The organism is Streptomyces sp. SCSIO ZS0520 (assembly GCF_025643355.1).
GTDB lineage: Bacteria > Actinomycetota > Actinomycetes > Streptomycetales > Streptomycetaceae > Streptomyces > Streptomyces physcomitrii.
Window position 1 is genome coordinate 5,087,750 of the sequence record NZ_CP092644.1, and the last position, 24,332, is coordinate 5,112,081.

Here is a 24,332-nt window from a genome sequence, read left to right on the forward strand (position 1 = left end):
GCCGCCCGGACGGCGCTTCAGCGAGCAGTGAGAAAGTTCGGAGGACACCAGTGGGACGACTCTTCGGCACGGACGGCGTGCGCGGTGTCGCCAATGCGGATCTGACGGTGGAGCTCGCGCTCGGCCTCTCCGTGGCGGCGGCCCATGTACTCGCCGAGGCGGGCACCTTCGCAGGCCACCGGCCCAAGGCCGTGGTGGGCAGGGATCCCCGCGCGTCCGGGGAGTTCCTGGAGGCCGCCGTGGTGGCGGGCCTGGCCAGCGCCGGGGTCGATGTGCTGCGGGTCGGCGTGCTGCCCACCCCGGCCGTGGCCCACCTGACCGGCGCGCTCGGCGCGGACCTCGGCGTGATGCTCTCCGCCAGCCACAACGCCATGCCGGACAACGGCATCAAGTTCTTCGCCCGCGGCGGCCACAAGCTCGCCGACGAGCTGGAGGACCGCATCGAGTCCGTCTACGAGGAGCACCGCACCGGCGCCCCCTGGGACCGTCCGACCGGTGCCGGGGTCGGCCGGGTCACCCCGTACACCGAGGGCGTCGAGCAGTACACGGCGCATCTGCTCGGGGTGCTGCCCAACCGGCTCGACGGGCTGAAGATCGTCCTCGACGAGGCGCACGGCGCCGCCTCCCGGGTCTCGCCCGCCGCCTTCGCCCGCGCCGGTGCCGAGATCGTCACCATCGGCGCCGAGCCGGACGGCCTCAACATCAACGAGGGCTGCGGCTCCACCCACCTCGACCTGCTGAAGGCCGCCGTCGTCGAGCAGGGCGCCGACCTCGGCATCGCGCACGACGGGGACGCCGACCGCTGCCTGGCCGTGGACCACACCGGCGCGGAGATCGACGGGGACCAGATCCTCGCGGTGCTCGCGCTCGGCATGCGCGAGCGGGGGGTGCTGCGCGAGGACACCGTGGTGGCCACCGTGATGTCCAACCTCGGCTTCAAGCTCGCCCTGGAGCGCGAGGGACTGAGCCTGGTGCAGACCGCCGTCGGCGACCGCTACGTCCTGGAGGAGATGAAGCGGCACGGCTTCGCCCTCGGCGGCGAGCAGTCCGGGCACGTCATCATCCTCGACCACGCCACCACCGGCGACGGCACCCTGACCGGGCTGCTGCTCGCGGCCCGCGTCGCGGAGACCGGCCGGAGCCTCGCCGAGCTCGCGGGCGTCATGGAGCGGCTGCCGCAGGTCCTGGTCAACGTCCCCGATGTGGACAAGACCCGGGTCACCACCTCCGCCGAGCTGGCCACCGCCGTCGCCGAGGCCGAGCGCACCCTCGGCGCCACCGGCCGGGTGCTGCTGCGCCCCTCGGGCACCGAGCCGCTGGTGCGGGTGATGGTCGAGGCCGCCGACATCGACCAGGCCCGCGCGGTGGCCGCCCGCCTCGCCGACGTGGTCAAGTCCGCGCTGGGCTGAGCCGGTTGCGCATCCGCGCCTTCCGCTGGGCCGCGCCCCGTACGGCAACTGCCGTACGGGGCGCGGCTTTTGGCGTTGAGGGTGGGGGCCTTCGCGTACGGGAGCGGATCGGGGCCGGGGCCGGGCCCGGGTGCTCAGGGCCGCTTGCGGGAGGCCGGGTGCGTGCCCGGGAAGTGGCCCGGCAGGGAGCGGTGGCCGTGGGTGCCCGCCCAGAGGGCCTTCTGCAGCAGCAGGGTGCAGGTGCCCGCGAGGACGATGCCGACCATGTTGAGCAGCAGCTGCTCGGTGGAGCCCCAGGCCTGGTGGTACTCGTCCACGCTGAAGGCGACGGCCGCGTTCGAGGCGGCCGGGACCGTGGTCACCGAGATGGCGACGCCGACCAGGGCGCCCGATTTGGCGGAGGTCAGCGAGAGGGTGCCGGCGCAGCCCGCGAGGACGGCGACCACGAAGGAGAACCAGTCCGGGCGGTAGATGAAGTTGGTGTTGGGGCGCTCCGCGTCCAGCTTGGTGTCGCTGAACAGGCCGACCCAGTCCATGACATAGCTGAAGCCGACGGTGATCAGCATCGCCACCGCGAAGCCGACGAGCAGCGCGGTCAGCGAGCGGGCCGCGAGCCGCGGCGCGGGCCGTGCGAGGGCCGTGCAGATCCCGGCGAGCGGGCCGAACTCGGGGCCGACCGCCATCGCGCCGACGATGAGGATCGCGTTGTCCAGGACCACACCGCAGGCGGAGATCATCATGGCGAGGGTGAGGAAGGCCAGATAGGTGATGCTGAGGGTGGACTCCTCGTGGGTCGCCTCGGTCAGCTCCTCCCACAGCACCGCGTCGGCCGCCTCGCCCGGCGCCTCGGCCTCCGCCTTGTCCGCGCGCCGGGACAGGGTCAGGTCCACGTCCTCCACGCTGACCGCGCCGCTGTCCGGGATGCCGAGTTCGCGCAGCCCGCGCAGCAGGTGCTCGGCGGCCTCCCGGGCCACATCGCAGAGCACCAGGTCCCCGGCCGGGTTGCGGGCGGCTCCCGGCAGGACCACCAGGTGCGCGGTGCCGACGCTGGACTCGGCCAGGCGCACCACCTCCTCGGTGCGCTCGGCGGGGCAGATCACACGCAGGTGCAGCATGCGCGCAGACTACGCGGGCGCCGGGCCGGGCAGCGGTCCCGGCTCAGAGCTTGCGCAGGCTCAGCCGCTGGACCTTGTGGTCCGGGCCCTTGCGCACGACCAGGGCGGCGCGGCCCCGGGTGGGGGCGACGTTCTCCAGGAGGTTCGGCTTGTTGATGGTGCGCCAGGTGGTGCGCGCGTAGGTGAGGGCCTCCTCCTCGGAGACCTCGGTGTACTTGCGGAAGTACGAGGAGGGGTCCTGGAAGGCGGTGGCGCGCAGCTGGCGGAAGCGGTTCAGGTACCAGCGCTCGATGTCCTCGGCGCGGGCGTCCACGTACACGCTGAAGTCGAAGTAGTCCGCGAGGCCCACCCGGGTGCGGCCGTCCTTGCCGGGCAGGGCGGGCTGCAGGACGTTGAGGCCCTCCACGATGAGGATGTCGGGCCTGCGCACGACCAGCTTCTGGTCGGGGACGATGTCGTAGATCAGGTGGGAGTAGACGGGGGCGGTGACCTCGTCCTTGCCGGCCTTGATGTCGGCGACGAAGCGGGTCAGCGCGCGCCGGTCGTAGGACTCCGGGAAGCCCTTGCGGGAGACCAGGCCGCGCTCGCGCAGCTCCCGCATGGGCAGCAGGAAGCCGTCCGTGGTGACCAGTTCGACGCGCGGGTGCTCGGGCCAGCGCGCGAGCAGCGCCTGGAGGAGGCGGGCGACGGTGGACTTGCCGACGGCGACCGAGCCCGCGACGCCGATGACGAAGGGGGTGCCCGACTGGGAGCCCTTCTCGCCGAGGAAGGTGTTGAGCGCGCCGCGCAGCCCGTGGGTGGCGCCCACGTAGAGGTTGAGCAGCCGGGACAGCGGCAGATAGATGTCGCGCACCTCGTCGAGGTCGATGACGTCGCCGAGGCCGCGCAGCTGCTCCACCTCCGCCGCGCTCAGCGGCAGCGGGGTCTTCTCGCGCAGGGCGCTCCACTCGGCGCGGGTGAGGTCGACGTAGGGAGTCGCCTCCGGCCGGGGCCGGTGCGCGTTCCTGGGCGGCGAGGAGACCGGTGAGATCACCAGTTCATTGTTACGGCTGTATGGCGGGAGCGAAGGGTGGGGTGCGTCACCTTCGGGGGTGCGGGGCGCCGGTGAGGGGTCGGCTCCGGGCGGCAAACGCGGGCGGTACGCCCGTAGGCTGCCGGTATGGGCGTAATCGTGGAGCGTGTCGGCGGGCGGCCGGACCGGGGGGCCGTCCCGCTCTCCGTGCTCCGGCAGACGCGTACGCGGGGCGGCCGTACGATCGGGGGCGCCGCGGCAGGCGGCGGGTCGGCGCGGCGGACCGCGGCGGCCGGGCGGGGCCGGACGGGCCGGAGAGGAACGGGAGCGCGCGTGATCATCGGGGTGGGCATCGACGTGGCGGAGATCGACCGGTTCCGCGCCTCACTGGAACGCACCCCCTCGATGGCCCAACGCCTCTTCCTCCCAGCCGAGTTGATCCTGCCGAGCGGGGAGCGCCGCGGTATCGCCTCGCTCGCCGCCCGGTTCGCCGCCAAGGAGGCGCTCGCCAAGGCGCTCGGCGCCCCCGCGGGCCTCAAGTGGACGGACGCCGAGGTCTGGGTGGAGGACAGCGGCCGCCCGCAGCTGCGGGTCGAGGGCACCGTGGCCCGCCGCGCCGCCGAACTCGGCGTCCGCTCCTGGCATGTCTCGCTGAGCCATGACGCGGGCGTCGCCTCGGCCGTGGTGATCGCGGAGGGCTGAGCCGGGCGCGGGCGGACGGCCGCCCGGCACCGGGAACGGGCACGGAGGCAACGGACACGGAGGGCTGGGCATGCGGAGCGCGTACGAGGCCGAGGCGGTACGGGCCGCCGAGCGGGAGCTGATGGCGCGGCTGCCCGAGGGCACGCTGATGGGACGGGCGGCGGCCGGACTCGCCGCCGCCGCGGCCGAACTGCTCACCAGGGTGTACGGGGCCCGGGTGGTCCTCCTGGTGGGCAGCGGGGACAACGGCGGCGACGCCCTGTACGCGGGCGCCCGCCTGGCCCGCCGGGGCGCCGGGGTCGCCGCCGTCCTGCTCGCCCCCGAGCGGGCGCACCCCGGCGGGCTCACGGCCCTGCGCCGCGCGGGCGGCCGGGTGGTCCGCGGTCCCGAGGGCGGCGCCGCCGAGATCGCCCGGGCGGACCTGGTCCTGGACGGCGTCACCGGCATCGGCGGCCGCGGCGGGCTGCGCCCCGAGGCGGCCGGGCTCGCCCGCGCGGCACGGGAGTCGGGGGCCGTCCTGCTCGCCGTGGACCTGCCGAGCGGTGTGGACGCGGACACCGGCGAGGTGCCCGGCGAGGCCTTCCGCGCGGACGCCACGGTCACCTTCGGCACCTACAAGCCGGGGCTGCTCGTCGACCCGGGGCGGGAGCACGCGGGCGCCGTACGGCTCGTGGAGATCGGCCTCGACCTGCCGGAGGCGCCCGCGGTCCAGGCCCTGCAGTACGCCGACGTCCGTACGCTGCTGCCCGCGCCCTCGGCGGAGAGTGACAAGTACCGGCGCGGGGTGGTCGGGGTGGTCGCCGGGTCCGCGCGCTATCCGGGGGCCGCCGTGCTCGCGGTCGCCGGTGCCCTGCACGGCGGGGCCGGGGCGGTCCGCTATGTCGGACCGGCCGCCGAGGCCGTCCTCGCCCGCTTCCCCGAGACCCTGGTCAGCGCCGGGCCGCCCGCCAAGGCCGGGCGGGTGCAGTCCTGGGTGGTCGGCCCCGGCATCGGCGAGAACGCCGAGGCGGTGGCCGAGATCCTCGCCGCGGACGTCCCGGTGCTCGTCGACGCGGACGGGCTGCGCCACGCCGATGCCGCGGCGGTACGGGCCAGGACCGCGCCGACCGTGCTCACCCCGCACGCCGGGGAGGCCGCCGCCCTGCTCGGCACCGGCCGCGCGGAGGTCGAGTCCGCCCGCCTCGCCTCGGTCCGCGCCCTCGCCGACCGCTTCGGGGCCACCGCCCTGCTCAAGGGGTCCACCACCCTGGTCGCCGGACCCGGCGGCGGACCGGTCCGGGTCAACCCGACCGGCACGCCCTGGCTCGCCACCGCCGGGAGCGGGGACGTCCTCTCCGGTCTCGCCGGCTCGCTGCTCGCCGCCGGGCTCGACGGCCTCGACGCCGCCTCGGTCGGCGCCTATCTGCACGGCCTCGCCGGACGCTTCGCCGCGGACGGCGCCCCGGCCCACGCCTTCCAGGTGGCCGAGGCGCTGGGGGCGGCCTGGCGGGATGTGCGGGAGGAGTAGCGGGCGGGCGGCGGCTGCGGGCCGGGGGCCGGGCCGGGCGGCGCGCCCGGGACGGGGATCGGTGTGCGCGACGGACTGCGACCGGTGGTGCGCGTCGGGCCGGGACCGGTGGTGCGTGACGGGGGACGACCGGTGGTGCGCGTCGGGTGAGCGCCGGTGGTGCACGACGGGTGGGCGACGGGAACCGCGCCTGGGCGGCCGGTGCGGGCCCCGGGCTCTGAGAGACTGAGGGCGCGATGACTGAAACTGCCCCGCTGCGCGCCCGCGCCGAGATCGACCTTGCCGCCCTGCGGGCCAATGTCCGCAGCCTGCGCGCCCACGCCCCCGGTGCCGCCTTCATGGCCGTGGTCAAGGCCGACGGGTACGGGCACGGCATGCTGCCCTGTGCCCGGGCCGCCCTGGAGGCGGGCGCCGAGTGGATCGGCACCGCGACCCCCGAGGAGGCGCTCGCCCTGCGGGCGGCCGGAATCGGCCAGGACGCCGCCCGGATCCTGTGCTGGCTCTGGACCCCGGGCGGGCCCTGGCGCGAGGCGGTCGAGGCCGGGATCGACGTCTCGGTGAGCGGGATGTGGGCGATGGACGAGGTGGTGGCCGCGGCACGCACCGCGAGCCGGACCGCGCTCGTCCAGCTGAAGGCCGACACCGGTCTCGGCCGCGCGGGCAGCCAGCCCGCCGACTGGCCGGAACTCGTCGCCGCCGCCCGCCGCGCCGAGGCCGAGGGGCTGATCCGGGTCACCGGGCTCTGGTCCCACTTCGCCTGCGCCGACGAGCCGGGCCACCCCTCCATCGCCGCCCAGCTCGCCCTCTTCCGCGAGATGACCGCCTACGCCGAGGCCCAGGGCCTGCGCCCCGAGGTGCGCCACCTCGCCAACTCGCCCGCCACCCTGACCGTCCCGGACTCCCACTTCGACCTGGTGCGCCCCGGGATCTCCCTGTACGGCATCTCCCCGAGCCCCGAGATCGGCGTCCCCGCCGACTTCGGCCTCCGGCCCGTCATGCGCCTGACGGCCGCGCTCGCCCTGGTCAAGCAGGTGCCCGGCGGCCATGGCGTCAGCTACGGGCACCACTACGTCACCCCCGGCGAGACCACCCTCGGCCTCGTCCCGGTCGGTTACGGCGACGGCGTCCCGCGGCACGCCTCGGGCACCGGTCCCGTGCTGGTCGGCGGCAAACTCCGTACCGTCGCGGGCCGGGTGGCGATGGACCAGTTCGTCGTCGACCTCGGCGGCGACACCCCGCGCGCCGGGGACGAGGTGGTCCTCTTCGGCCCCGGCGACCGCGGCGAACCCACCGCGGAGGACTGGGCCCAGGCCGCGGGCACCATCGCGTACGAGATCGTCACGCGGATCAGTCCCCGGGTGCCGCGGGTCTACTCGGGGGTCTAGGCGCGTCCGGGCCGGTCGTCGACCGGCGGTCGCGCCGCTCGCCGGTCGCTGTCCACTCCCTTGGTCTGCGGGCCGACCCTCACTCAACCCACAAATATGCCGATCAGATGTGAGCCAACACGCTGTGGACAGAGCGGCGCGGGCCCCAGGATGATCGACAGGGTTCCCGCGAACGCGGGCATACGCGGGTGACGGGGTACGGGACAGGCGGAGGCGACGGGGTACGCGGGACGGCACGGCGAAGCGCCGGTGCGCCACGCGGTGGCCGCGAGCGGCGAGGAGAGGAGTGGGCGTGAGCGAGGGCAGTGTGCGGGCCGCGGCGGCGGTCGCGGCCGGTGGGGAGCCCTGGCGCAAGGCCGGTCTCGCCGGTGCCGCGATCGGCGTGGTCGCCGCGGGCGCCGCGGCGGGGGTCGCGATAGAGCGCCTCACGGTCGGCCGCGGCATGCGCAAGAAGGCCCGGCTCGTCCTCGACTCCGCGGGCTCCTACGGTGCGCTGCGCGGCACCCCGGGCACCGCCGTCGCCGACGACGGCACCGAGCTGTACTACGAGGTCGACGAGCCGGACCGGGACGGCGGCCCGGCCCAGCGCCGCAGACGCCTCTTCGGCCGCCGCACCCCGGCGGTCACCGTCGTCTTCAGCCACGGCTACTGCCTCAGCCAGGACTCCTGGCACTTCCAGCGGGCCGCCCTGCGCGGAGTGGTCCGCTGCGTCTACTGGGACCAGCGCAGCCACGGCCGCAGCGGGCGCGGCGTCAGCCAGGCCGAGGGGCGCGAGCCGGTCTCCATCGACCAGCTCGGCCGGGACCTCAAGGCCGTCCTGGACGCCGCCGCGCCCGAGGGCCCGGTGGTGCTCGCCGGGCACTCCATGGGCGGCATGACGGTGATGGCGCTGGCCGCGCACTACCCGGAGTACGTCCGGGAGCGGGTGCGGGCGGTCGCCTTCGTCGGCACCTCCTCCGGAAAGATGAGCGAGGTCAGCTACGGGCTGCCGGTGCTCGGCGTCAACGCGGTGCGCCGGGTGCTGCCGGGCGTGCTGCGGGTCATGGGGCAGCGCGCCGAACTGGTCGAGCGCGGGCGGCGGGCGACCGCCGACCTCTTCGCCGGGCTGATCAAGCGGTACTCCTTCGCCTCCAAGGACGTCGACCCCGGCGTCGCCCGGTTCGCCGAGCGGCTGATCGAGGCCACGCCCATCGACGTGGTCGCCGAGTTCTACCCGGCCTTCGCCGGGCACGACAAGGCGGAGGCGCTGGCCCATCTGACCGGGCTGCCGGTGCTGGTCCTCGCGGGCGAGCACGACATGATCACGCCCAGCGAGCACAGCGAGGCCATCGCGGCGCTGCTGCCGGAGGCGGAACTCGTGCTCGTCCCCGACGCCGGGCACCTGGTGATGATGGAGCACCCGGAACTGGTCACCGACCGCCTCGCGGACCTGCTCGTACGGGCCGGGGCCGTCCGGGCAGGCGTTAACGTGGGCGACTATGGATCGAGCAGTACCGGCCCCAGCGCCGAACACGGCGGCTGACGGCAGGACCGTCCGCCGCACCATCACCTCCCCGGGCGCCATGCAGGACCTGGGCCGCGGCCTCGCGCGCCTGCTGCGCCCCGGCGACCTGGTGATGCTCAGCGGCGAACTCGGCGCGGGCAAGACCACCCTGACCCGCGGCCTCGGCGAGGGCCTGGGCGTCCGCGGCGCCGTCACCTCGCCCACCTTCGTCATCGCCCGGGTGCACCCGCCCCTCGGCGGGGGTCCGCCGCTGGTGCACGTGGACGCCTACCGGCTCGGCGGCGGCCTCGACGAGATGGAGGACCTGGACCTCGATGTCTCGCTGCCCGAGTCGGTGATCGTCGTCGAGTGGGGCGAGGGCAAGGTCGAGGAGCTGTCCGAGGACCGGCTGGAGATCACCATCGAGCGCAGTACGGGCGACCAGGCCCCCGCCGACGGCCGCGAGCACGACGAGACCCGGACGGTCACCCTGCGCGGCCTCGGCGCACGCTGGTCGGCGCCCGGAGCCCTCGCGTCCCTGGACCGCTGACGGCTGATCGCCGACGGCTGACGGCTGACGGCTGACCGCTGACGGCTGACCGGTTCGCCCCACTCGTACCCCGCGGTCCCTGACCTCTCCCGTTCGGCCCGACCTCGCGCTCCGGCCGGTCGGTCGACGCCCGCCACCCGGACCCGAGGGGGGCGGCCCCGGGAGGATGAACATCCCGACAAGCCGTCGGCAAAATGTTGCGCCGGGGCCGCTGTCCGTGGTGACATGGAAGGAGTACCGGTAAGGCATGCCTAACTGCGCCTGCCGCCGGAAGCTCAGGAGGCACCATGTCGGCATCCCAGCGCCAGGCGCGGCCGGAGCACGAGGCGCCCGTTGCCGAGCCGCCCGTGCCCTCGGCCCTGTCGATGAGCGAGCTGCTCCAGTCCTGCGTCGCCGCGGACGCGGTCTCCACCCCGCCGCGCACCCCGCCGCACGAGACGACTCAGGACCCGCGGGAAGAGCGCGGCGAGCCGACCGGCCACCAGGACAGCAAGGCCGCCTGAGGCCTCCGGGCTCGTCTGACCTCCGGGGTCACCGGCGGCGTACGCGAGGGGGCACGACGCCGCGACGCGACTCGGCACGCAGGCGAGTGCGCACGTAGGCGAGTTCGGCGCGTGAGCGAGTGCGGCGCTGAGCGGGTTCGGCGCGTGAGCGAGTGGAGTCGCAGGCGCCCCCGCCCCTGCGCGTAAGCGGCCCGGCACGTCCTACGCGAGTCGTAGATCCCGCCCCGCGTTCCCGCGTCCCACGCGCCCCAGCGCGATCCGGGCGCCCCAGCGCGACTCGTGCGCCTCAGCGCACCACGACGACCTTGCCGCCCTCGCCCGCGAACTTCCACATCACATTCGCGTCGGAGCGGGACTGGCGGATGCCGCCGGTGCGCTTGTCCGGGTCGGGCTTCGGGGTCGAGCCGTCGACGGCCGCGCTGAAGCCGATCACCACGCCGTCGGTCACCGCGAAGCGCACCACATGCTCGATGGGTACGCCGTCGGAGCCGACCACGGACTCGGAGCGGGAGGTCACCCGGTAGCTGCCGGGCAGCGGGTCGACGCTGCTCGGGGTGACCCGGTAGCTGGTCTGGGCCCGGTTGTCCTCGCCCACCAGCCAGACCCGGTCGGCGCGCAGCGAGTAGACGACCCGCTCGCCGGTGCCGGAGTGGGCGGGCAGCTGGTCGGGCTTCGGCTTGGCGGGGGACTCGGGACCGGAGGCGCCCGGGGACTTGGCGGCGGGCTCGCGGCCGAGGTCCTCCGGCGCGTTCGCCGAGGCCTGGTAGGCGAGGAAGCCGACCGCGGCCATCGCCGCCGCGGTGAGCGCGGCCACGAATCCCGAGCTGCTCCGTGACACCACTGCCGCCTCTCGTCCCCGTACCCGGCGCCCTGCGGCCGGGTCCTTCGGCGGAATCCCGCACCGAGGGGACCCCGGGGTCGACGGTAGCAGCCGGGCCCTCGTGCGCCGGTCCGCCGCTGCCGGGCCGTGGCACGGGTGCCGGAGCCGTAGGCTGTTTGCGTGCTCCTGCTCGCTCTTGATACCGCCACCCCGGCCGTCACGGTCGCCCTGCACGACGGCGAGAACGTCGTCGCCTCCTCCCGCCAGGTGGACGCCCGGCGCCACGGGGAGCTGCTGCTGCCCGCCGTGGACCGGGTGCTCGCGCGGGCCGGGACCCCGCTCACCGCGGTCACCGGCATCGTCGTCGGCGTCGGACCCGGCCCGTACACCGGGCTGCGCGTCGGCCTGATGACCGCCGACACCTTCGGGCTCGCCCTCGGCGTCCCGGTGCACGGGCTGTGCACCCTGGACGGCCTCGCCCACGAGGCGGGGCTGGACGAGCCCTTCGTGGTGGCCACCGACGCCCGGCGCAAAGAGGTCTACTGGGCGCGCTACGAGGACGCCGCGACCCGTACCTCGGAGCCCGCCGTGGACCGCCCGGCCGAGATCGCCGCCGAGCTCACGGCCCTGCCCGCGGTGGGTGCCGGCGCCCTGCTCTACCCGGAGGTCTTCGCGGACGCGCGCGGGCCCGAGCATGTCTCGGCCGCGGCGCTGGCCGCGGTGGCGGCCCGGCGGCTCGCCGCGGGTGAGGAACTCCTCGCCCCGCGGCCGCTGTACCTGCGCCGCCCCGACGCCCAGGTGCCCAAGAACTACAAGGTGGTCACCCCCAAGTGAGCGCCGCAGCCGGTGAACCGCAGCGGAGCGCGGCGGCCGAGGACGGCCCCCGGCTGCGGGAGATGCGCTGGTGGGACATCGAGCCGGTGCTCGCCCTGGAGCGCGCGCTCTTCCCCGAGGACGCCTGGTCCCGGGGCATGTTCTGGTCCGAGCTCGCGCACGCCAGGGGCGCGGGCGCCAACCGCCGCTATGTGGTCGCCGAGGGCGAGGGCGGCCGGCTCGCCGGGTACGCGGGCTTCGCCGCCTCCGGCGGCCTCGGCGACGTCCAGACCATCGCGGTCGACCGCGGCCACTGGGGCACCGGACTCGGCGGCCGGCTGCTCGGCGACCTGCTCGGCTGGGCCACCCGCTTCGAGTGCACCGAGGTGCTCCTCGAAGTGCGCGTCGACAACCACCGCGCCCAGCGCCTGTACGAACGCTTCGGCTTCGCACCCATCGGCTTCCGCCGCGGCTACTACCAGCCCGGGAACGTCGATGCCCTCGTCATGCGCCTGACCATGGCGCCCGCTCCTCCGGCAGGCGGCCCCGGGGCCCCCGCCGCACCCGGTTCACAAGGATCACTCCATGGCTGACGTACGCGACGAGCCGCTCGTCCTCGGCATCGAGACCTCCTGCGACGAGACCGGGGTCGGTGTCGTCCGCGGCACCACCCTGCTCGCCGACGCCGTCGCCTCCAGCGTCGACGAGCACGCCCGCTTCGGCGGGGTGGTGCCCGAGGTCGCCTCCCGGGCGCACCTGGAGGCGATGGTGCCCACCATCCAGCGGGCCCTGAAGGAGGCCGGGGTCGCCGCGAGCGATCTGGACGGCATCGCGGTCACCGCGGGCCCGGGCCTCGCGGGTGCGCTCCTGGTCGGCGTCTCCGCGGCGAAGGCCTACGCCTACGCCCTCGGCAAGCCGCTCTACGGCGTGAACCACCTGGCCTCGCACATCTGCGTGGACCAGCTGGAGCACGGCGCGCTGCCGGAGCCGACGATGGCCCTCCTTGTCTCCGGCGGCCACTCCTCGCTGCTGCTCTCCACCGACATCACCTCCGACGTACGGCCGCTCGGCGCCACCATCGACGACGCCGCGGGCGAGGCCTTCGACAAGATCGCCCGGGTGCTGCACCTCGGCTTCCCCGGCGGCCCGGTCATCGACCGCTACGCCCGCGAGGGCGACCCGGGTGCCATCGCCTTTCCGCGCGGGCTCACCGGCCCGCGCGACGCCCCGTACGACTTCTCCTTCTCCGGGCTGAAGACCGCGGTGGCGCGCTGGATCGAGGCGAAGCGGGCGGCGGGGGAGGAGGTGCCGGTGCGGGATGTGGCGGCGTCCTTCCAGGAGGCCGTGGTCGACGTGCTGACGCGCAAGGCGGTGCGGGCCTGCCGGGAGGAGGGCGTGGACCACCTGATGATCGGCGGCGGGGTCGCCGCCAACTCGCGGCTGCGGGCGCTCGCCCAGGAGCGCTGCGAGAAGTACGGCATCCGGCTGCGGGTGCCCCGGCCGAAGCTGTGCACGGACAACGGCGCGATGGTCGCCGCCCTCGGCGCCGAGATGGTCGCCCGCGGGCGCGCCGCCTCCGACTGGGAACTCCCCGCCGACTCCTCGCTGCCGGTCACCGAGCCGCATGTGCCGGGGGCGCGCAGGGACACCGCGAAGGCGGGCGGGACAGCGGAGGCGGAGGGCGGCGGCGCGCACGAGCACGGCCACCCGCACGGCCACTCCCACTCCCACGATCACGACCATGTGCACGAACTCGCCAAGGACAACCTGTACCCCTGAGCCGCCCGGCGGCGCCGAGGAGGCCGAGCCCGTTGACCGTCACCCTGATGTGGGAGGCCCGCGCCGCCGAGGGGCGGGGCGAGGAGCTGCTGCGCTGGGCCCGCGCCCAGGAGCTGCGCCCGCGCCCGCCGCGCCGCGAGACCTTCCGCGCCCCCGGCGACCGCGTCCTCGTCCTCACCTGGTGGGACGCCCCCTACGAGGCCGAGCTGCCCGAACTGCCCGAGCCGGAGGCCGGGTTGGTCTCCCGGGCGGTGCACCGGTGGCGGTTCGAGGCGGTCGGCGGGGAGGAGCCGGACACCGACTAGCGGTGTCCGGCACAAGAGCTGGAACCCCGGGCGGTACCCCCGTCCCCGCCCGGGGAATCTGTGTGGCCGCGGTCCGGCGCGGCCGGGGCCTCAGCTCTCGGCGGCCGGTGTGCGCGGCGTCCGCGCGGGTCCGGGCAGCTCGGCCTGCGCGGGCCTGAGTTGTGCGGGCCTGAGCTGTGCGGGCCTGACCCGGGTCGGCGGCGGGGCGGTGGGGCCCTGCCGGGGTACCGGGGTCCGCTGCGGGCGGGCGGCCCGCAGCTCGGTGGTCCACTCGGCGATCCGGGTGGCGAGTTCGTCGGCGGAGCGGGGCCAGCGCAGATGGCCGGGCCGGGAGCCGTCGGAGGGGCGCCAGTGCATCCGGGTCGCGACGCCCGGCGGCAGCTTGCGGACCAGGCCGTCCACGGCACTGCGCGGCGAGTACTGCGTGTCGCCCGCCACCGAGACCGCGAGCACCGGCAGCCGGGTCTCGCGCAGCAGCGCCTCGTAGTCGACGTCGGCGTCGGCGGGGCTGAAGCGGCCGGTGCGGGCGAGCCGGGCCCAGTCGCGCATCAGCATCGCGGGCTGGCGGCCGCCGAAGCCGAGCCGGTGCCCGGGCCAGTAGCCCCAGACCGAGGCCAGCGTGGCGGCGGACTGCGAGAAGAGCAGCACCCCGGCCCGCCGCAGGCCCGGGTAGGCGCGGAAGTGCGCGGTGCCGGAGGCGACGAGGACCAGGCCGTCGACGTGGGTGCGGGCGTGCTCCCGGGTCGCGTACAGCATGGATATCTGGCCGCCGAGGCTGTGCCCGAGCAGGTAGAGCGGGAGTTCGGGGCCGAAGTGGGCGCGGACGGCGGCGACGGTCTCGGGGACGTCGTGCGCGATCAGCTGCTGGTAGCCGTGCCGGGTGCGGCGGCCGGAGCGGGGGCGGCTGGCGCCCTGCCCGCGCAGTTCGGCGGCGACCACGGCGATCCCGTGGCCGGCGAGTTGGGCGCTGAAACGCGCGTAGTACGTGGCGGGCACGCCCATCGCGGGGTTGAGCACGATGACCGCCTTCGGCGTGCCCTCGGGCAGCGTGAGGTGCGCCTCGCCGAGGAGTTCGTGCCGCACGCCGTTCATCGCCGGTCCCCTCCATGGGGCTCGCTGGGTCATCCGTACCTTCAACTGCCGTTCGGGGCGCGCCGATTCCCGATTGCCGCCCGTATACGAGGGGATTATCGGCGACGGCGGGAAGGCCCGTGGTGTTACGGACCGGTAGGCAGACAATCCCGCGGACCGTTTGCCCGGTGGTTCCGGACAGGGCCGGAAAATCCCCGGCCGCGGCCCATGGAGGCACCGCGGACGGGAAGTCCAGCACGAGGTCAGAACATCGTCGGTGGAGATCATCCCCCGCGCAAGGCAGTAGTGAGCGCTCTCACGCCCCGCCGGGAAAGACGGCCCCGCCGAAGCTCTCCGCACGGGAAATGGTCAGACTTATTGCCGCTTCCTTGAGGATTTCCTTGGTTCTTTTCGCGGGCTCTCGCGGGGGCTTCCGGTGCTCCTTCCGAGGGCTCCCGGGGTGTCCTCGGGGACGCGGAAAAAATTCTCCGGAAAAGTTCGGCGGCGGATGTCGATTTCCGCCCGGCCCGGTCGACGCAGGGGTGAGGGACGGGGACCGGCCCCGCCCCGCGGAGGGCCCGGAGCTCGCCGCCGTACCGAGGGAGCACACCATGCCGCGCTTTCTGTCGCTGGTCCGCATCGACGAGAAGAACGCCCCCGCCGAGGGCCCGAGCGAGGAGATGATGGAGCGCATGAACGCGCTCCTGGAGGAGATCACCAAGGCCGGGGTGATGCTCGACACCGCAGGGCTCGCCCCCACCGCGGAGGGCGTGCGGGTGCGCTGGGAGGGCGGCCGGATCTCGGTCACCGACGGGCCGTTCACCGAGACCAAGGAGGTCATCGGCGGCTACGCCCTCTCCCAGTGCAAGGACATGGCCGAGGCCGTCGAATGGTCCAAGCGCTTCCTGAAGGTCCACGACGACCACTGGACGGTCACCTGCGAGGTCCGCCAGATCGCCGAGTGAGCACGCCCACCACCGCGCGCAGCGCCGCGCGCCACCGCCGCGGCCGGGCGTCCGGCGACACCGGGCGTCCGGCCCTGGTGCCGGATGCCCGGCGGGTGTCTGATGGCCGGATGAGCGCAGCGCGGGGCGGGGCCGCCGCCGAGGAGGTCCGCCGGGTCGTCGAGACCGTCTTCCGGATGGAGTCGCCCCGCCTGATCGCCGCCACCGCCCGCTTGGTGCGCGAGATCGGCACCGCCGAGGAACTCGCCCAGGACGCCCTGGTCGCCGCCCTGGAGCAGTGGCCCCGCGAGGGCATCCCGGACCGGCCGGGGGCCTGGCTGATGACCGCCGCCCGGCGCCGCGCGGTCGACCTGGTCCGCCGCCGGGAGCGCTACGCGCGCAAGCTCGCCGTGCTCGGGCGCGACCTGGAGACGGCGCCCCCGGCGGGCGACCCGGCCGAGGATCCGGCCGCGGTGCCGGACGCCGAGGCCATCGACGACGACCTGCTGCGGCTGCTCTTCGTCTCCTGCCACCCGGTGCTCTCCCCGCGGTCCCGGATCACCCTGACCCTGAAGCTGCTCGGCGGCCTGAGCACCGCCGAGATCGCCCGCGCCTTCCTCGCCGCCGAGTCCGCCGTCGCCCAGCGCCTGGTCCGCGCCAAGCGCACCCTCGCGGAACGGGAGGTGCCCTTCGAGGTGCCGGTGGGCGAGGACCGCCAGGCGCGGCTCGGCTCGGTCCTGGAGGTCGTCTACCTGATCTTCAACGAGGGGTACGCGGCCACCGAGGGCGAGGACCTGGTGCGCCCGGCGCTCTGCGAGGAGGCGCTGCGGCTGGCCCGGGTGCTCGCGGGCCTGATGCCGCAGGAGCCCGAAGTGCACGGCCTCGCCGCCCTGTTGGAGCTCCAGGCCTCCCGGCTCGCCGCCCGCACCGGGCCGGACGGGCACCCGGTGCTGCTCCGCGACCAGAACCGGGCCCGCTGGAACCGGCTGCTGATCGCCCGCGGCTTCACCGCCCTCGGCCGCGCCGAGGAGGCGGCCCGGGGCGCCCCGCACGGACCGTATGTGCTCCAGGCCGCGATCGCCGCCTCGCACGCGGGCGCCTACCGCTACGAGGACACCGACTGGGCGCGGATCGCCACGCTGTACGGCCTGTTGGCCCGGCAGACGCCCTCCCCGGTGGTCGAACTCAACCGCGCCGTCGCCCTCGGAATGGCCGAGGGGCCCGAGCGTGGCCTCGCCCTCGTCGACGCCCTCACCGCTCAAGGCGCCCTGGACGGCTACCACTTGCTGCCCAGCGTCCGCGGCGACCTGCTCGCCCGCCTCGGCCGCGGCACCGAGGCATCCGCGGAGTTCCGCCGCGCGGCCGGACTCACCCGCAACGCCCGCGAACGCGCCTTGCTGCTGCGCCGGGCGGACGAAGCCGCCGACTCCGACTCGGCGTCGTCCGAGGACAAGTGACGGCCGATCAACTTCCTCTGCTGCGGAGGGAGTTGGTGGGCGCTGTCAGTCCTGATCGCCACCGGAGGATGGTGATGGCCTGTCAGGCCTGCTCACTCCACAGAAAGTTGATCCCCTGTCAGTTCTTCCCACCCGTAACCGGCGCCCCGATCAGCATGGTCGGCGCGCCCGCGACCCGGGTGAGGAAGACCGTCGCCGCCCGCGGCCCCTCCGGCTTCACCTTGCGGCGCAACTCCTCCGGCTCCACCGCCGATCCGCGCTTCTTCACGGTCAGGGTGCCCACCCCGCGCTCCCGGAGCAGCGCCTTCAACTTCTTGACGTTGAAGGGCAGTTGGTCGGTGATCTCATAGGCGGTGGCGTACGGGGTGGGGTGCGGCTCGTCCGCGGTGACGTACGCGATGGTGGCGTCCAGGAGGCCGCCGCCGACCTGCCGGGCGACCTCGGCCACCAGATGGGCGCGGATGACGGCGCCGTCCGGCTCGTAGAGGTAGCGGCCGACCGGGCGGACCTCCGGGTCGGGGAGCATCCGGTCGAGCGGGACGGCGAGGGCGGCGCCGGAGGGCAGCAGGGTGGCCCGCCGGGAGGCCGGCTGCCCGGTGCCGAACCACAGCACCGCCTCCTTCACGTCCCCGCGCTCGGAGACCCACTCGGTCTCGACGTCCTCCGGGATCGCCTCGTGCGGGATGCCGGGCGCGATCTTCAGCGCGGCGTACGGGGCGGTGCGGGCGGCGCCGACGGCCCAGGAGAGCGGGGGCGAGTAGGCCTCGGGGTCGAAGACGCGGACGTTGCCGCCGCCCCGGCCGCCGCGGCCGCGTCCGGCGGGGGCCCGGCGGGCGGGGTCGACGAAGACGGCCCCGTATCCGCGGGTGTCCACCTCGGTGACCTCGGCCTCGCGCACCTCGACGAGGTCCGCCAGGCCGAGGGCCGCCGCGTTGGCGCGGGCGACGGCGCAGGTGAGCGGAGACCGGTCGACGGCGAGCACCCGGATCCCGGCGCGGGCGAGGGCGAGCGCGTCCCCGCCGATGCCGCAGCACAGGTCGGCGACGCTGCTCACGCCCAGCGAGGCCAGCCGGGCGGCGCGGTGGGCGGCCACCGAGGTGCGGGTCGACTGCTCCAGGCCGTGCGCGGTGAAGAACATCCGCGCCGCGTCCCCGGCGCCGAACTTGGCGACCGCCCGGGCCCGCAGCCGCTCCTGGCCGAGCGCGGCGGAGACCAGCGCCGCCGGGTGCGTCCGGCGCAGCCGGGTCGCGAGGGCCAGCTCCTCGCCCGGGGCGGTCCCGGCGACGAGGTCGAGCAGCTCGCGGCCCTCGGGGGTGAGCAGGGCGGCGAAGGCGGCGAGCGGGCCGGGGTCCTCGGGGGTGCCCGGTGCCGGGGCGTTGCGGTCGTTCACCGGGCCATTGTGGGCCAGTCGGTGGACCGGGCGGGCGCGGTGGTGGTGTCGGTGCCCGGCGCGGGCGGTGCCTTGGCAGGATGCGGCGCCATGCGCCTAGTACGACAAAATGCCCAATGGGCCGGAAGGCGGAAACTGGTGCACGGCCTCGCCGCCGTGCTCGCCTTCTCGATGTCGGCCGTCGCCGTCGGGTGCGTGGAGCGCGGCTCCGGCTCCCCGGCGGGCGCACCCGGTGCGCCGGGCGCGGCGGCGGGCGGACTGCGCCCCCTGGAGGCGCCCGCCGAGGCCCCCCGCGCCCACGCCCTCGCCGCCCCCGCCGAGCAGGCCAGGGCGCGCGCCGCCCGGCTCGCCGCCGCCACCCGCTGGCGGCTGCTCGCGGCCCCGCTGCCCGCACCGCCGCCGCCCGCCCGCAAACCGGCGCTGCACACCCGCCGGGGCTTCGAGGTGCACGGCGGCCAGCGGGGTCTGCCGCCGGTGCTCACCCGGGTGCCCACCCGGGACAAGGTCGTCTTCCTGACCATCGACGACGGCTACGACAAGGACCCGGCCCTCCCGCGCATGATGGCCGACCTGAAGATCCCCTACACCGCCTTCCTCACCGACTACCTGGTCAAGGACGACTACGCCTACTTCCGCCGCCTGCGCGCGAGCGGCGCCACCCTGCACAACCACACCCTGAGCCACCCCTACCTGCCGAAGCTCGGCTACGCGCAGCAGCGGCGGGAGATCTGCGGGATGCAGGAGGTGATGGAGCGGGAGTACGGGCACCGGCCCACGCTGCTGCGCCCGCCCTACGGCAACTACAACCGGGACACCCTGCTCGCCGCCCGGTCCTGCGGCATCGAGGCGGTCCCGCTGTGGAACGAGGAGATCGCCCTGGACCGCTGGGACTACCGCGAGCTCGACCGCAAGCTGCACGCCGGGGACATCGTGCTGACCCACTTCAGCGGGCGGGGCGAGTGGCAGGGCACCATGCAGGACATGGTCCGCGCCTTCCTGAGGGCGGTGACGGCCCAGGGCTTCGCGGTGGCACGCCTCGAGGACTACCTCTGAGCGCGGGAGGGCCGCCTGCCGGGTTCCCTCTCGCCGTACGGGTTCCGGCGGGCTCCCCGTACGGGTTCCGGCGGGGGCGTACGTACCGGAGCGCGCGCCCCGCACAGGCTTCCGGGCGACCTCGGAAGAGGGAACACGGGCAACGCGCCGCCGCCTCATTGGCACTCCGCTTGACCGAGTGCTAATCGCAGTCATAGTGTCGCCCTTGGCACTCCCCACTGGAGAGTGCCAGAAGCGACGGGCAGGTCCGGCACCCGCGACGACGGATCCACCCGGTCGCCACCTCAGATCAGTTGACCCCGTGAGATCTCCGAAGGGGGAGGTCGGATCGTGACGACCGCCAGCACCAAGGTTGCCATCAAGCCGCTTGAGGACCGCATCGTGGTCCAGCCGCTCGACGCCGAGCAGACCACGGCCTCCGGCCTGGTCATCCCGGACACTGCCAAGGAGAAGCCCCAGGAGGGCGTCATCCTGGCCGTGGGCCCGGGCCGTTTCGAGAACGGCGAGCGCCTGCCGCTCGACGTTCAGGTCGGTGACGTCGTCCTGTACAGCAAGTACGGCGGCACCGAGGTGAAGTACAACGGCGAGGACTACCTCGTCCTCTCGTCCCGCGACGTGCTCGCGGTCATCGAGAAGTAATTCACCGTATTTTGCTGATGACCTGCGCCCCTGGCCCCCGCGAATCGCTGCGTTCACTCACAGCCTGCCGGGCGCCCGGGGCGCAGTTCGTTTGAGAGGAATGAAACCGCTCCATGGCGAAGATCCTGAAGTTCGACGAGGACGCCCGTCGCGCCCTCGAGCGCGGCGTCAACAAGCTTGCCGACACCGTGAAGGTGACCATCGGCCCCCGCGGCCGCAATGTCGTCATCGACAAGAAGTTCGGCGCCCCGACCATCACCAACGACGGCGTCACCATCGCCCGTGAGGTCGAGGTCGAGGACCCGTACGAGAACCTCGGCGCCCAGCTCGTCAAGGAGGTGGCGACCAAGACCAACGACATCGCGGGTGACGGCACCACCACCGCGACCGTGCTCGCCCAGGCCCTGGTCAAGGAGGGCCTGCGCAATGTCGCCGCCGGTGCCTCCCCGGCCGCCCTGAAGAAGGGCATCGACGCCGCCGTCAAGGCCGTCTCGGACGAGCTGCTCGCCACCGCGCGCCCGATCGACGAGAAGTCCGACATCGCCGCCGTCGCCGGTCTGTCCGCCCAGGACCCGCAGGTCGGCGAGCTCATCGCCGAGGCGATGGACAAGGTCGGCAAGGACGGTGTCATCACCGTCGAGGAGTCCAACACCTTCGGTCTGGAGCTGGACTTCACCGAGGGCATGGCCTTCGACAAGGGCTACCTGTCCCCGTACTTCGTCACCGACCAGGAGCGTATGGAGGCCGTCCTCGACGACCCGTACATCCTGATCCACCAGGGCAAGATCTCGTCCATCCAGGACCTGCTGCCGCTCCTGGAGAAGGTCATCCAGACCAACTCCTCCAAGCCGCTGCTGATCATCGCCGAGGACGTCGAGGGCGAGGCCCTGTCGACCCTGGTGGTCAACAAGATCCGCGGCACCTTCAACGCCGTCGCGGTGAAGGCCCCCGGCTTCGGTGACCGCCGCAAGGCCATGCTCGGCGACATCGCCACCCTCACCGGCGGCACCGTCATCGCCGAGGAGGTCGGCCTCAAGCTCGACCAGGTCGGCCTGGACGTGCTCGGCACCGCCCGCCGCGTCACCGTCACCAAGGACGACACCACGCTGGTGGACGGCGGCGGCAAGGCCGAGGACGTCACCGGCCGCGTCGCGCAGATCAAGGCCGAGATCGAGGCCACGGACTCCGACTGGGACCGCGAGAAGCTCCAGGAGCGCCTCGCGAAGCTGGCCGGCGGCGTCTGCGTGATCAAGGTCGGCGCCGCCACCGAGGTGGAGCTGAAGGAGAAGAAGCACCGTCTGGAGGACGCCATCTCCGCGACCCGCGCCGCGGTCGAGGAGGGCATCGTCTCCGGTGGTGGCTCCGCCCTGGTGCACGCCGCCAAGGTCCTCGACGGCGGCCTCGGCAAGAGCGACGACGAGGCCACCGGTGTCGCCGTGGTCCGCCGCGCCGCGGTCGAGCCGCTGCGCTGGATCGCCGAGAACGCCGGTCTCGAGGGCTACGTCATCGTCTCCAAGGTGGCCGAGCTGGAGAAGGGCAACGGCTACAACGCCGCCACCGGCGAGTACGGCGACCTGGTCAAGGCCGGCGTCATCGACCCGGTCAAGGTCACCCGCTCCGCCCTGGAGAACGCCGCCTCCATCGCCTCCCTGCTGCTCACGACCGAGACCCTGGTCGTCGAGAAGCCGGCCGAGGAGGAGGCCGACGACGGCCACGGCCACGGCCACTCGCACTGAGGCCCGGCCCCGCCTGAAGCATCCCGGCTGAGCCCGCGCGGCCCGGCCGGCCAGCGGCCCGGCATCCCCACGGGGGTGCCGGGCCGCGGTGCGTGCGCCCCCGCCCGCGGACCCGTACCCGCGGACCCCCGCCCGCCGCCCGTCCGCATCCGGCCCGCGGACCGGCCCGCGCACGCTCCCGGTCAGCGCCCGCCGCCCGCCGCCCACTGCCGACCGCCGACCGCCTCGTACGAGAATGCCGTCATGGCCGATCCCACGCCCGCGGCGGTGCCCGTGCCGCTCACCTATCCCGAGGTCGGCGCGACCCGGCACGGACCGCTCCCCGGCGGCTACCACCATCTGCGGGTGCGCACCCTGCTCGGCCACGGCGAGGCGGTCTTCGAGGCCGCCGCGGAGGCACTCCTGGACTGGCGCATGCACCGGGGCCTCGGCATCGGTATCGCCGTGGACGCCGAGCGCGCGGTGCCGGGTGCCGAAGTGGCCGTGCGGATCGGGCCGGTGGCCGGACGCTGCCGGGTGGTCTGGGCCCTGCGCGGTCCCCGGCGGGCCGGATTCGCGTACGGGACCCTGCCCGGCCATCCCGAGAGCGGCGAGGAGGCCTTCCTGGTGGAGCTGGCGCCCGGCGGCGCGGTCCGGCTCACCGTCACCGCCTTCAGCAGGCCGGACCGCTGGTTCACCCGTCTCGCCGGGCCGCTGGTCCTCCTCTTCCAGCGCGCCTACGGACGCCGCTGCGGACGGGTGCTGGCCCGCCTCGCGGCAGCGGGCGCGCGGCCGTCCGGAACCTGAACCGCCGTTCCCCGCACGGCAGTCGAGGGCGCCGGGGAGGGCGACCCCTGTCAGCCTTCCCCGGCGCCGGTACGGGAGCCCTCGCCCCGCCGGTACGGAGCGGGCCGCCCGGTCGGGGTGCTACCGCCGCGCCACCCGCAGCAGCACCGTGCCGTGCGCCGGGACGGTGGCCGCCGGTTCGCCCGCGGTGCGGCCCGCCCGGCCGTACAGACCGAACTTCAGCCCGCGGGCGTGCAGACAGTCGCCCAGCGCCTTCATCCCGGAGGGGAAGAAGTACGCCCCCGCACTGGGACTTACCGCCCCCGGGCCGGGCGGCGGGCCGACGTCAGTACCGCGGGCCGTACTTGCGCCCGGCGCGCGAGGACACCCCGCCGAGCAGCGCGCGCGGGGCGAGCTTCACCACGCCGAGCAGGGCCTTGTAGCGCGGGTCCGGCACCGAGAGGGTCCGGCCGCGGCTGAGGTCGGCGAGGGCCGCGGCGACCAGCTTGTCGGCGTCCAGCCACATCCACCGGGGGATGTTCTCGGTGCCCATCCCGGCGCGCTCGTGGAACTCGGTGCGGACGAAGCCGGGGCACAGCGCCATCAGCCGCACCCCGGTACCGGCCAGATCGCGGGCCGCGCCCTGGGTGAACTGCACGACCCAGGCCTTGGAGGCGCCGTAGGTCCCGCGCGGCACGAAGGCGGCGACCGAGGCGACGTTGACCACCCCGCCGCGCCCGCGCTCGCGCATCGCGGCGGCGGCCGCGCTGGTCAGCCGGAGCACCGCCTCGCAGTGCACCTTCAGCATGGTCAGCTCGTCCGCGACCGGCACGTCCAGATAGGCGCCCTTGTTGCCGAACCCGGCGTTGTTGACCAGCAGGTCGACGGGGCTCCGGGTGTCGCCGAGGCGCCGCTCGACCGCGGTGATGCCCTCCTCGCCCGCGAGGTCGGCGGTGAGCACCTCGGCCTCGATGCCGTGCCGGTCGTGCAGCTCGGTGGCCTGCTCGCGCAGCCGCTCGGTGTCGCGCGCGACCAGGACGAGGTCGTGCCCGTCCGCGGCGAGACGGCGGGCGAAGGCGGCGCCGATGCCCGCGGTGGATCCCGTGATCAGAGCTCTGGTCATGGCCGCAAGGTTAGGGCCTGCCCGGCCCCGGTGATCCGCGGGCCCGGACGCGTACGCCCCGGCCGAGGGCCCCGCGCGGTCCCGCTCACTCGGCCCGCGAACTCCCCTGCTCGGCCACGTACTTGCGGGCCGCCTCCCGGGCCTTCGGGTGCAGCACCTCCTCGGCGGCCAGCAGCCGCGGCAGCAGGGCGCGCTCGGTGGTCAGGGCGCGGAACTCCAGGCCGACGGTGACCGTGTGGGCGGGCCGGTGCACCACCTCCACCGCGTCGCCGGGGCGGATCTCGCCGGGCTCGATCACCCGGAAGTAGGCACCGGGGACGGCCCGCGCGGTGAAGGTCTTCATCCAGCCGCGCTCACCGAGCCAGCCCGCGAACGTACGGCAGGGGATGCGGCTGGCGCTCGCCTCCAGGAGCACCTGCCCGCCGACCCGCCAGCGCTCGCCGATCAGGGTGGCGGTGGGGTCGAGGCCGAGGGTGGTGAGGTTCTCGCCGAAGCTGCCGTGCGTGAGCGGGCGCCCGAGCAGCTGCTCCCAGGCGTCCAGGTCCTCGCGGGCGTAGGCGTAGACGGCCTGGTCGTGCCCGCCGTGGAAGCGCCGCTCGCAGACCGCGTCCCCGGCGAGACCGCTGCCCGCGCTCCCCATCGGGCCGGGCGCGCTCACCCGTACCGGACCCTCGACCGGGCGCTTGTCGATCCCGGTGAGCCCCTGGGCCTGGGTGGTGTAGTCGACGGACTTCGGCCGGGCGATGTTCACCGAGAGAACCTTCATGCCCG

General features: G+C 74.7%; 25 protein-coding genes. 17 read left to right on the forward strand and 8 right to left on the reverse strand.

The window, feature by feature from the left end:
- Positions 1-50 precede the first annotated feature (50 nt).
- Positions 51-1,409, forward strand: a complete 1,359-nt coding sequence (gene glmM / locus MID12_RS20220) for a phosphoglucosamine mutase (RefSeq protein WP_040252726.1) — start codon at positions 51-53, stop codon at positions 1,407-1,409.
- 134 nt (positions 1,410-1,543) lie between these two features.
- On the opposite strand, the gene MID12_RS20225 is transcribed toward glmM, so the two are convergent.
- Positions 1,544-2,524, reverse strand: a complete 981-nt coding sequence (locus MID12_RS20225) for a DUF389 domain-containing protein (protein ID WP_263169538.1) — start codon at positions 2,522-2,524, stop codon at positions 1,544-1,546.
- Between the two features lie 43 nt (positions 2,525-2,567).
- A complete protein-coding gene (gene coaA, locus MID12_RS20230) occupies positions 2,568-3,557 on the reverse strand; it encodes a type I pantothenate kinase (protein WP_263169540.1) in 990 nt (329 codons plus the stop codon).
- Positions 3,558-3,869: 312 nt separating this feature from the next.
- Between coaA and MID12_RS20235 the strand changes: the two genes are divergently transcribed.
- From MID12_RS20235 to MID12_RS20260, 6 genes are all read left to right on the forward strand, one after another.
- Positions 3,870-4,238 carry a holo-ACP synthase gene (locus tag MID12_RS20235; protein WP_040252730.1) on the forward strand — a complete coding sequence of 123 codons (369 nt, stop codon included), beginning with the start codon at positions 3,870-3,872 and terminating at the stop codon, positions 4,236-4,238.
- Between the two features lie 70 nt (positions 4,239-4,308).
- Positions 4,309-5,745, forward strand: a complete 1,437-nt coding sequence (locus tag MID12_RS20240; RefSeq protein WP_263169545.1) for an NAD(P)H-hydrate dehydratase — start codon at positions 4,309-4,311, stop codon at positions 5,743-5,745.
- Positions 5,746-5,981: 236 nt separating this feature from the next.
- Positions 5,982-7,130: an alanine racemase gene (gene alr, locus MID12_RS20245; RefSeq protein ID WP_040252735.1), complete on the forward strand. Its 1,149-nt coding sequence runs from the start codon at positions 5,982-5,984 to the stop codon at positions 7,128-7,130.
- A gap of 292 nt (positions 7,131-7,422) precedes the next feature.
- Positions 7,423-8,652 (forward strand): alpha/beta fold hydrolase, encoded by a 1,230-nt coding sequence (locus MID12_RS20250; RefSeq protein ID WP_263169550.1) that lies wholly within the window; start codon positions 7,423-7,425, stop codon positions 8,650-8,652.
- Positions 8,609-9,163 carry a tRNA (adenosine(37)-N6)-threonylcarbamoyltransferase complex ATPase subunit type 1 TsaE gene (gene tsaE, locus MID12_RS20255; RefSeq protein ID WP_063778681.1) on the forward strand — a complete coding sequence of 185 codons (555 nt, stop codon included), beginning with the start codon at positions 8,609-8,611 and terminating at the stop codon, positions 9,161-9,163. Before MID12_RS20250 ends, tsaE begins: the two co-directional genes overlap by 44 nt.
- A gap of 287 nt (positions 9,164-9,450) precedes the next feature.
- Entirely contained in the window at positions 9,451-9,666 is a 216-nt protein-coding gene (locus tag MID12_RS20260) for a hypothetical protein (RefSeq protein ID WP_263169556.1), read from the forward strand.
- Between the two features lie 286 nt (positions 9,667-9,952).
- Here the strand turns inward: MID12_RS20260 and MID12_RS20265 are convergent, their stop codons facing one another.
- Positions 9,953-10,504: a hypothetical protein gene (locus MID12_RS20265; RefSeq protein ID WP_078845473.1), complete on the reverse strand. Its 552-nt coding sequence runs from the start codon at positions 10,502-10,504 to the stop codon at positions 9,953-9,955.
- 162 nt (positions 10,505-10,666) lie between these two features.
- On the opposite strand from MID12_RS20265, the gene tsaB reads away from it, so the two are divergent.
- The 4 genes from tsaB (at position 10,667) to MID12_RS20285 (ending at position 13,383) form a co-directional block, all read left to right on the forward strand.
- Positions 10,667-11,320, forward strand: a complete 654-nt coding sequence (tsaB, locus tag MID12_RS20270; RefSeq protein WP_040252741.1) for a tRNA (adenosine(37)-N6)-threonylcarbamoyltransferase complex dimerization subunit type 1 TsaB — start codon at positions 10,667-10,669, stop codon at positions 11,318-11,320.
- A 62-nt stretch (positions 11,321-11,382) separates the two neighbouring features.
- Positions 11,383-11,892, forward strand: a complete 510-nt coding sequence (rimI, locus tag MID12_RS20275) for a ribosomal protein S18-alanine N-acetyltransferase (protein ID WP_263173317.1) — start codon at positions 11,383-11,385, stop codon at positions 11,890-11,892.
- The gene (gene tsaD, locus MID12_RS20280; protein WP_263169562.1) at positions 11,885-13,078 is read left to right on the forward strand and encodes a tRNA (adenosine(37)-N6)-threonylcarbamoyltransferase complex transferase subunit TsaD; all 1,194 of its coding nucleotides are present in this window, start codon (positions 11,885-11,887) and stop codon (positions 13,076-13,078) included. Before rimI ends, tsaD begins: the two co-directional genes overlap by 8 nt.
- Before the next feature lie 32 nt (positions 13,079-13,110).
- Positions 13,111-13,383, forward strand: a complete 273-nt coding sequence (locus MID12_RS20285) for a hypothetical protein (protein WP_263169565.1) — start codon at positions 13,111-13,113, stop codon at positions 13,381-13,383.
- A gap of 90 nt (positions 13,384-13,473) precedes the next feature.
- Here MID12_RS20285 and MID12_RS20290 read toward each other — a convergent pair whose 3' ends face one another.
- Positions 13,474-14,475: an alpha/beta fold hydrolase gene (locus MID12_RS20290; RefSeq protein ID WP_052482483.1), complete on the reverse strand. Its 1,002-nt coding sequence runs from the start codon at positions 14,473-14,475 to the stop codon at positions 13,474-13,476.
- Between the two features lie 590 nt (positions 14,476-15,065).
- Here MID12_RS20290 and MID12_RS20295 point away from each other — a divergent pair.
- Complete coding sequence (locus tag MID12_RS20295; RefSeq protein WP_263169567.1) at positions 15,066-15,419, forward strand: YciI family protein; 354 nt, start codon at positions 15,066-15,068, stop codon at positions 15,417-15,419.
- A 110-nt stretch (positions 15,420-15,529) separates the two neighbouring features.
- Positions 15,530-16,855, forward strand: a complete 1,326-nt coding sequence (locus MID12_RS20300) for an RNA polymerase sigma factor (RefSeq protein ID WP_263169570.1) — start codon at positions 15,530-15,532, stop codon at positions 16,853-16,855.
- A gap of 118 nt (positions 16,856-16,973) precedes the next feature.
- On the opposite strand, the gene MID12_RS20305 is transcribed toward MID12_RS20300, so the two are convergent.
- The gene (locus MID12_RS20305; RefSeq protein WP_263169571.1) at positions 16,974-18,245 is read right to left on the reverse strand and encodes a class I SAM-dependent methyltransferase; all 1,272 of its coding nucleotides are present in this window, start codon (positions 18,243-18,245) and stop codon (positions 16,974-16,976) included.
- Positions 18,246-18,335: 90 nt separating this feature from the next.
- On the opposite strand from MID12_RS20305, the gene MID12_RS20310 reads away from it, so the two are divergent.
- From MID12_RS20310 to MID12_RS20325, 4 genes are all read left to right on the forward strand, one after another.
- On the forward strand, positions 18,336-19,298 hold the full coding sequence (locus MID12_RS20310; protein ID WP_078845474.1) for a polysaccharide deacetylase family protein: 963 nt from the start codon (positions 18,336-18,338) through the stop codon (positions 19,296-19,298).
- A gap of 330 nt (positions 19,299-19,628) precedes the next feature.
- The gene (groES, locus tag MID12_RS20315; RefSeq protein ID WP_040252755.1) at positions 19,629-19,937 is read left to right on the forward strand and encodes a co-chaperone GroES; all 309 of its coding nucleotides are present in this window, start codon (positions 19,629-19,631) and stop codon (positions 19,935-19,937) included.
- 113 nt (positions 19,938-20,050) lie between these two features.
- Entirely contained in the window at positions 20,051-21,673 is a 1,623-nt protein-coding gene (groL, locus tag MID12_RS20320; protein ID WP_040252757.1) for a chaperonin GroEL, read from the forward strand.
- Positions 21,674-21,916: 243 nt separating this feature from the next.
- On the forward strand, positions 21,917-22,459 hold the full coding sequence (locus MID12_RS20325; protein ID WP_263169577.1) for a DUF1990 family protein: 543 nt from the start codon (positions 21,917-21,919) through the stop codon (positions 22,457-22,459).
- Positions 22,460-22,579: 120 nt separating this feature from the next.
- Here MID12_RS20325 and MID12_RS20330 read toward each other — a convergent pair whose 3' ends face one another.
- The 3 genes from MID12_RS20330 to MID12_RS20340 all read right to left on the reverse strand — a co-directional run bounded on the left by MID12_RS20330 (position 22,580) and on the right by MID12_RS20340 (position 24,327).
- Positions 22,580-22,717, reverse strand: coding sequence for a hypothetical protein (locus MID12_RS20330; RefSeq protein WP_263169579.1), 138 nt, complete (start codon positions 22,715-22,717; stop codon positions 22,580-22,582).
- A gap of 67 nt (positions 22,718-22,784) precedes the next feature.
- Positions 22,785-23,561: an SDR family NAD(P)-dependent oxidoreductase gene (locus MID12_RS20335; protein ID WP_263169581.1), complete on the reverse strand. Its 777-nt coding sequence runs from the start codon at positions 23,559-23,561 to the stop codon at positions 22,785-22,787.
- An 85-nt stretch (positions 23,562-23,646) separates the two neighbouring features.
- Positions 23,647-24,327 (reverse strand): MOSC domain-containing protein, encoded by a 681-nt coding sequence (locus MID12_RS20340; protein WP_040252764.1) that lies wholly within the window; start codon positions 24,325-24,327, stop codon positions 23,647-23,649.
- Positions 24,328-24,332 lie beyond the last annotated feature (5 nt).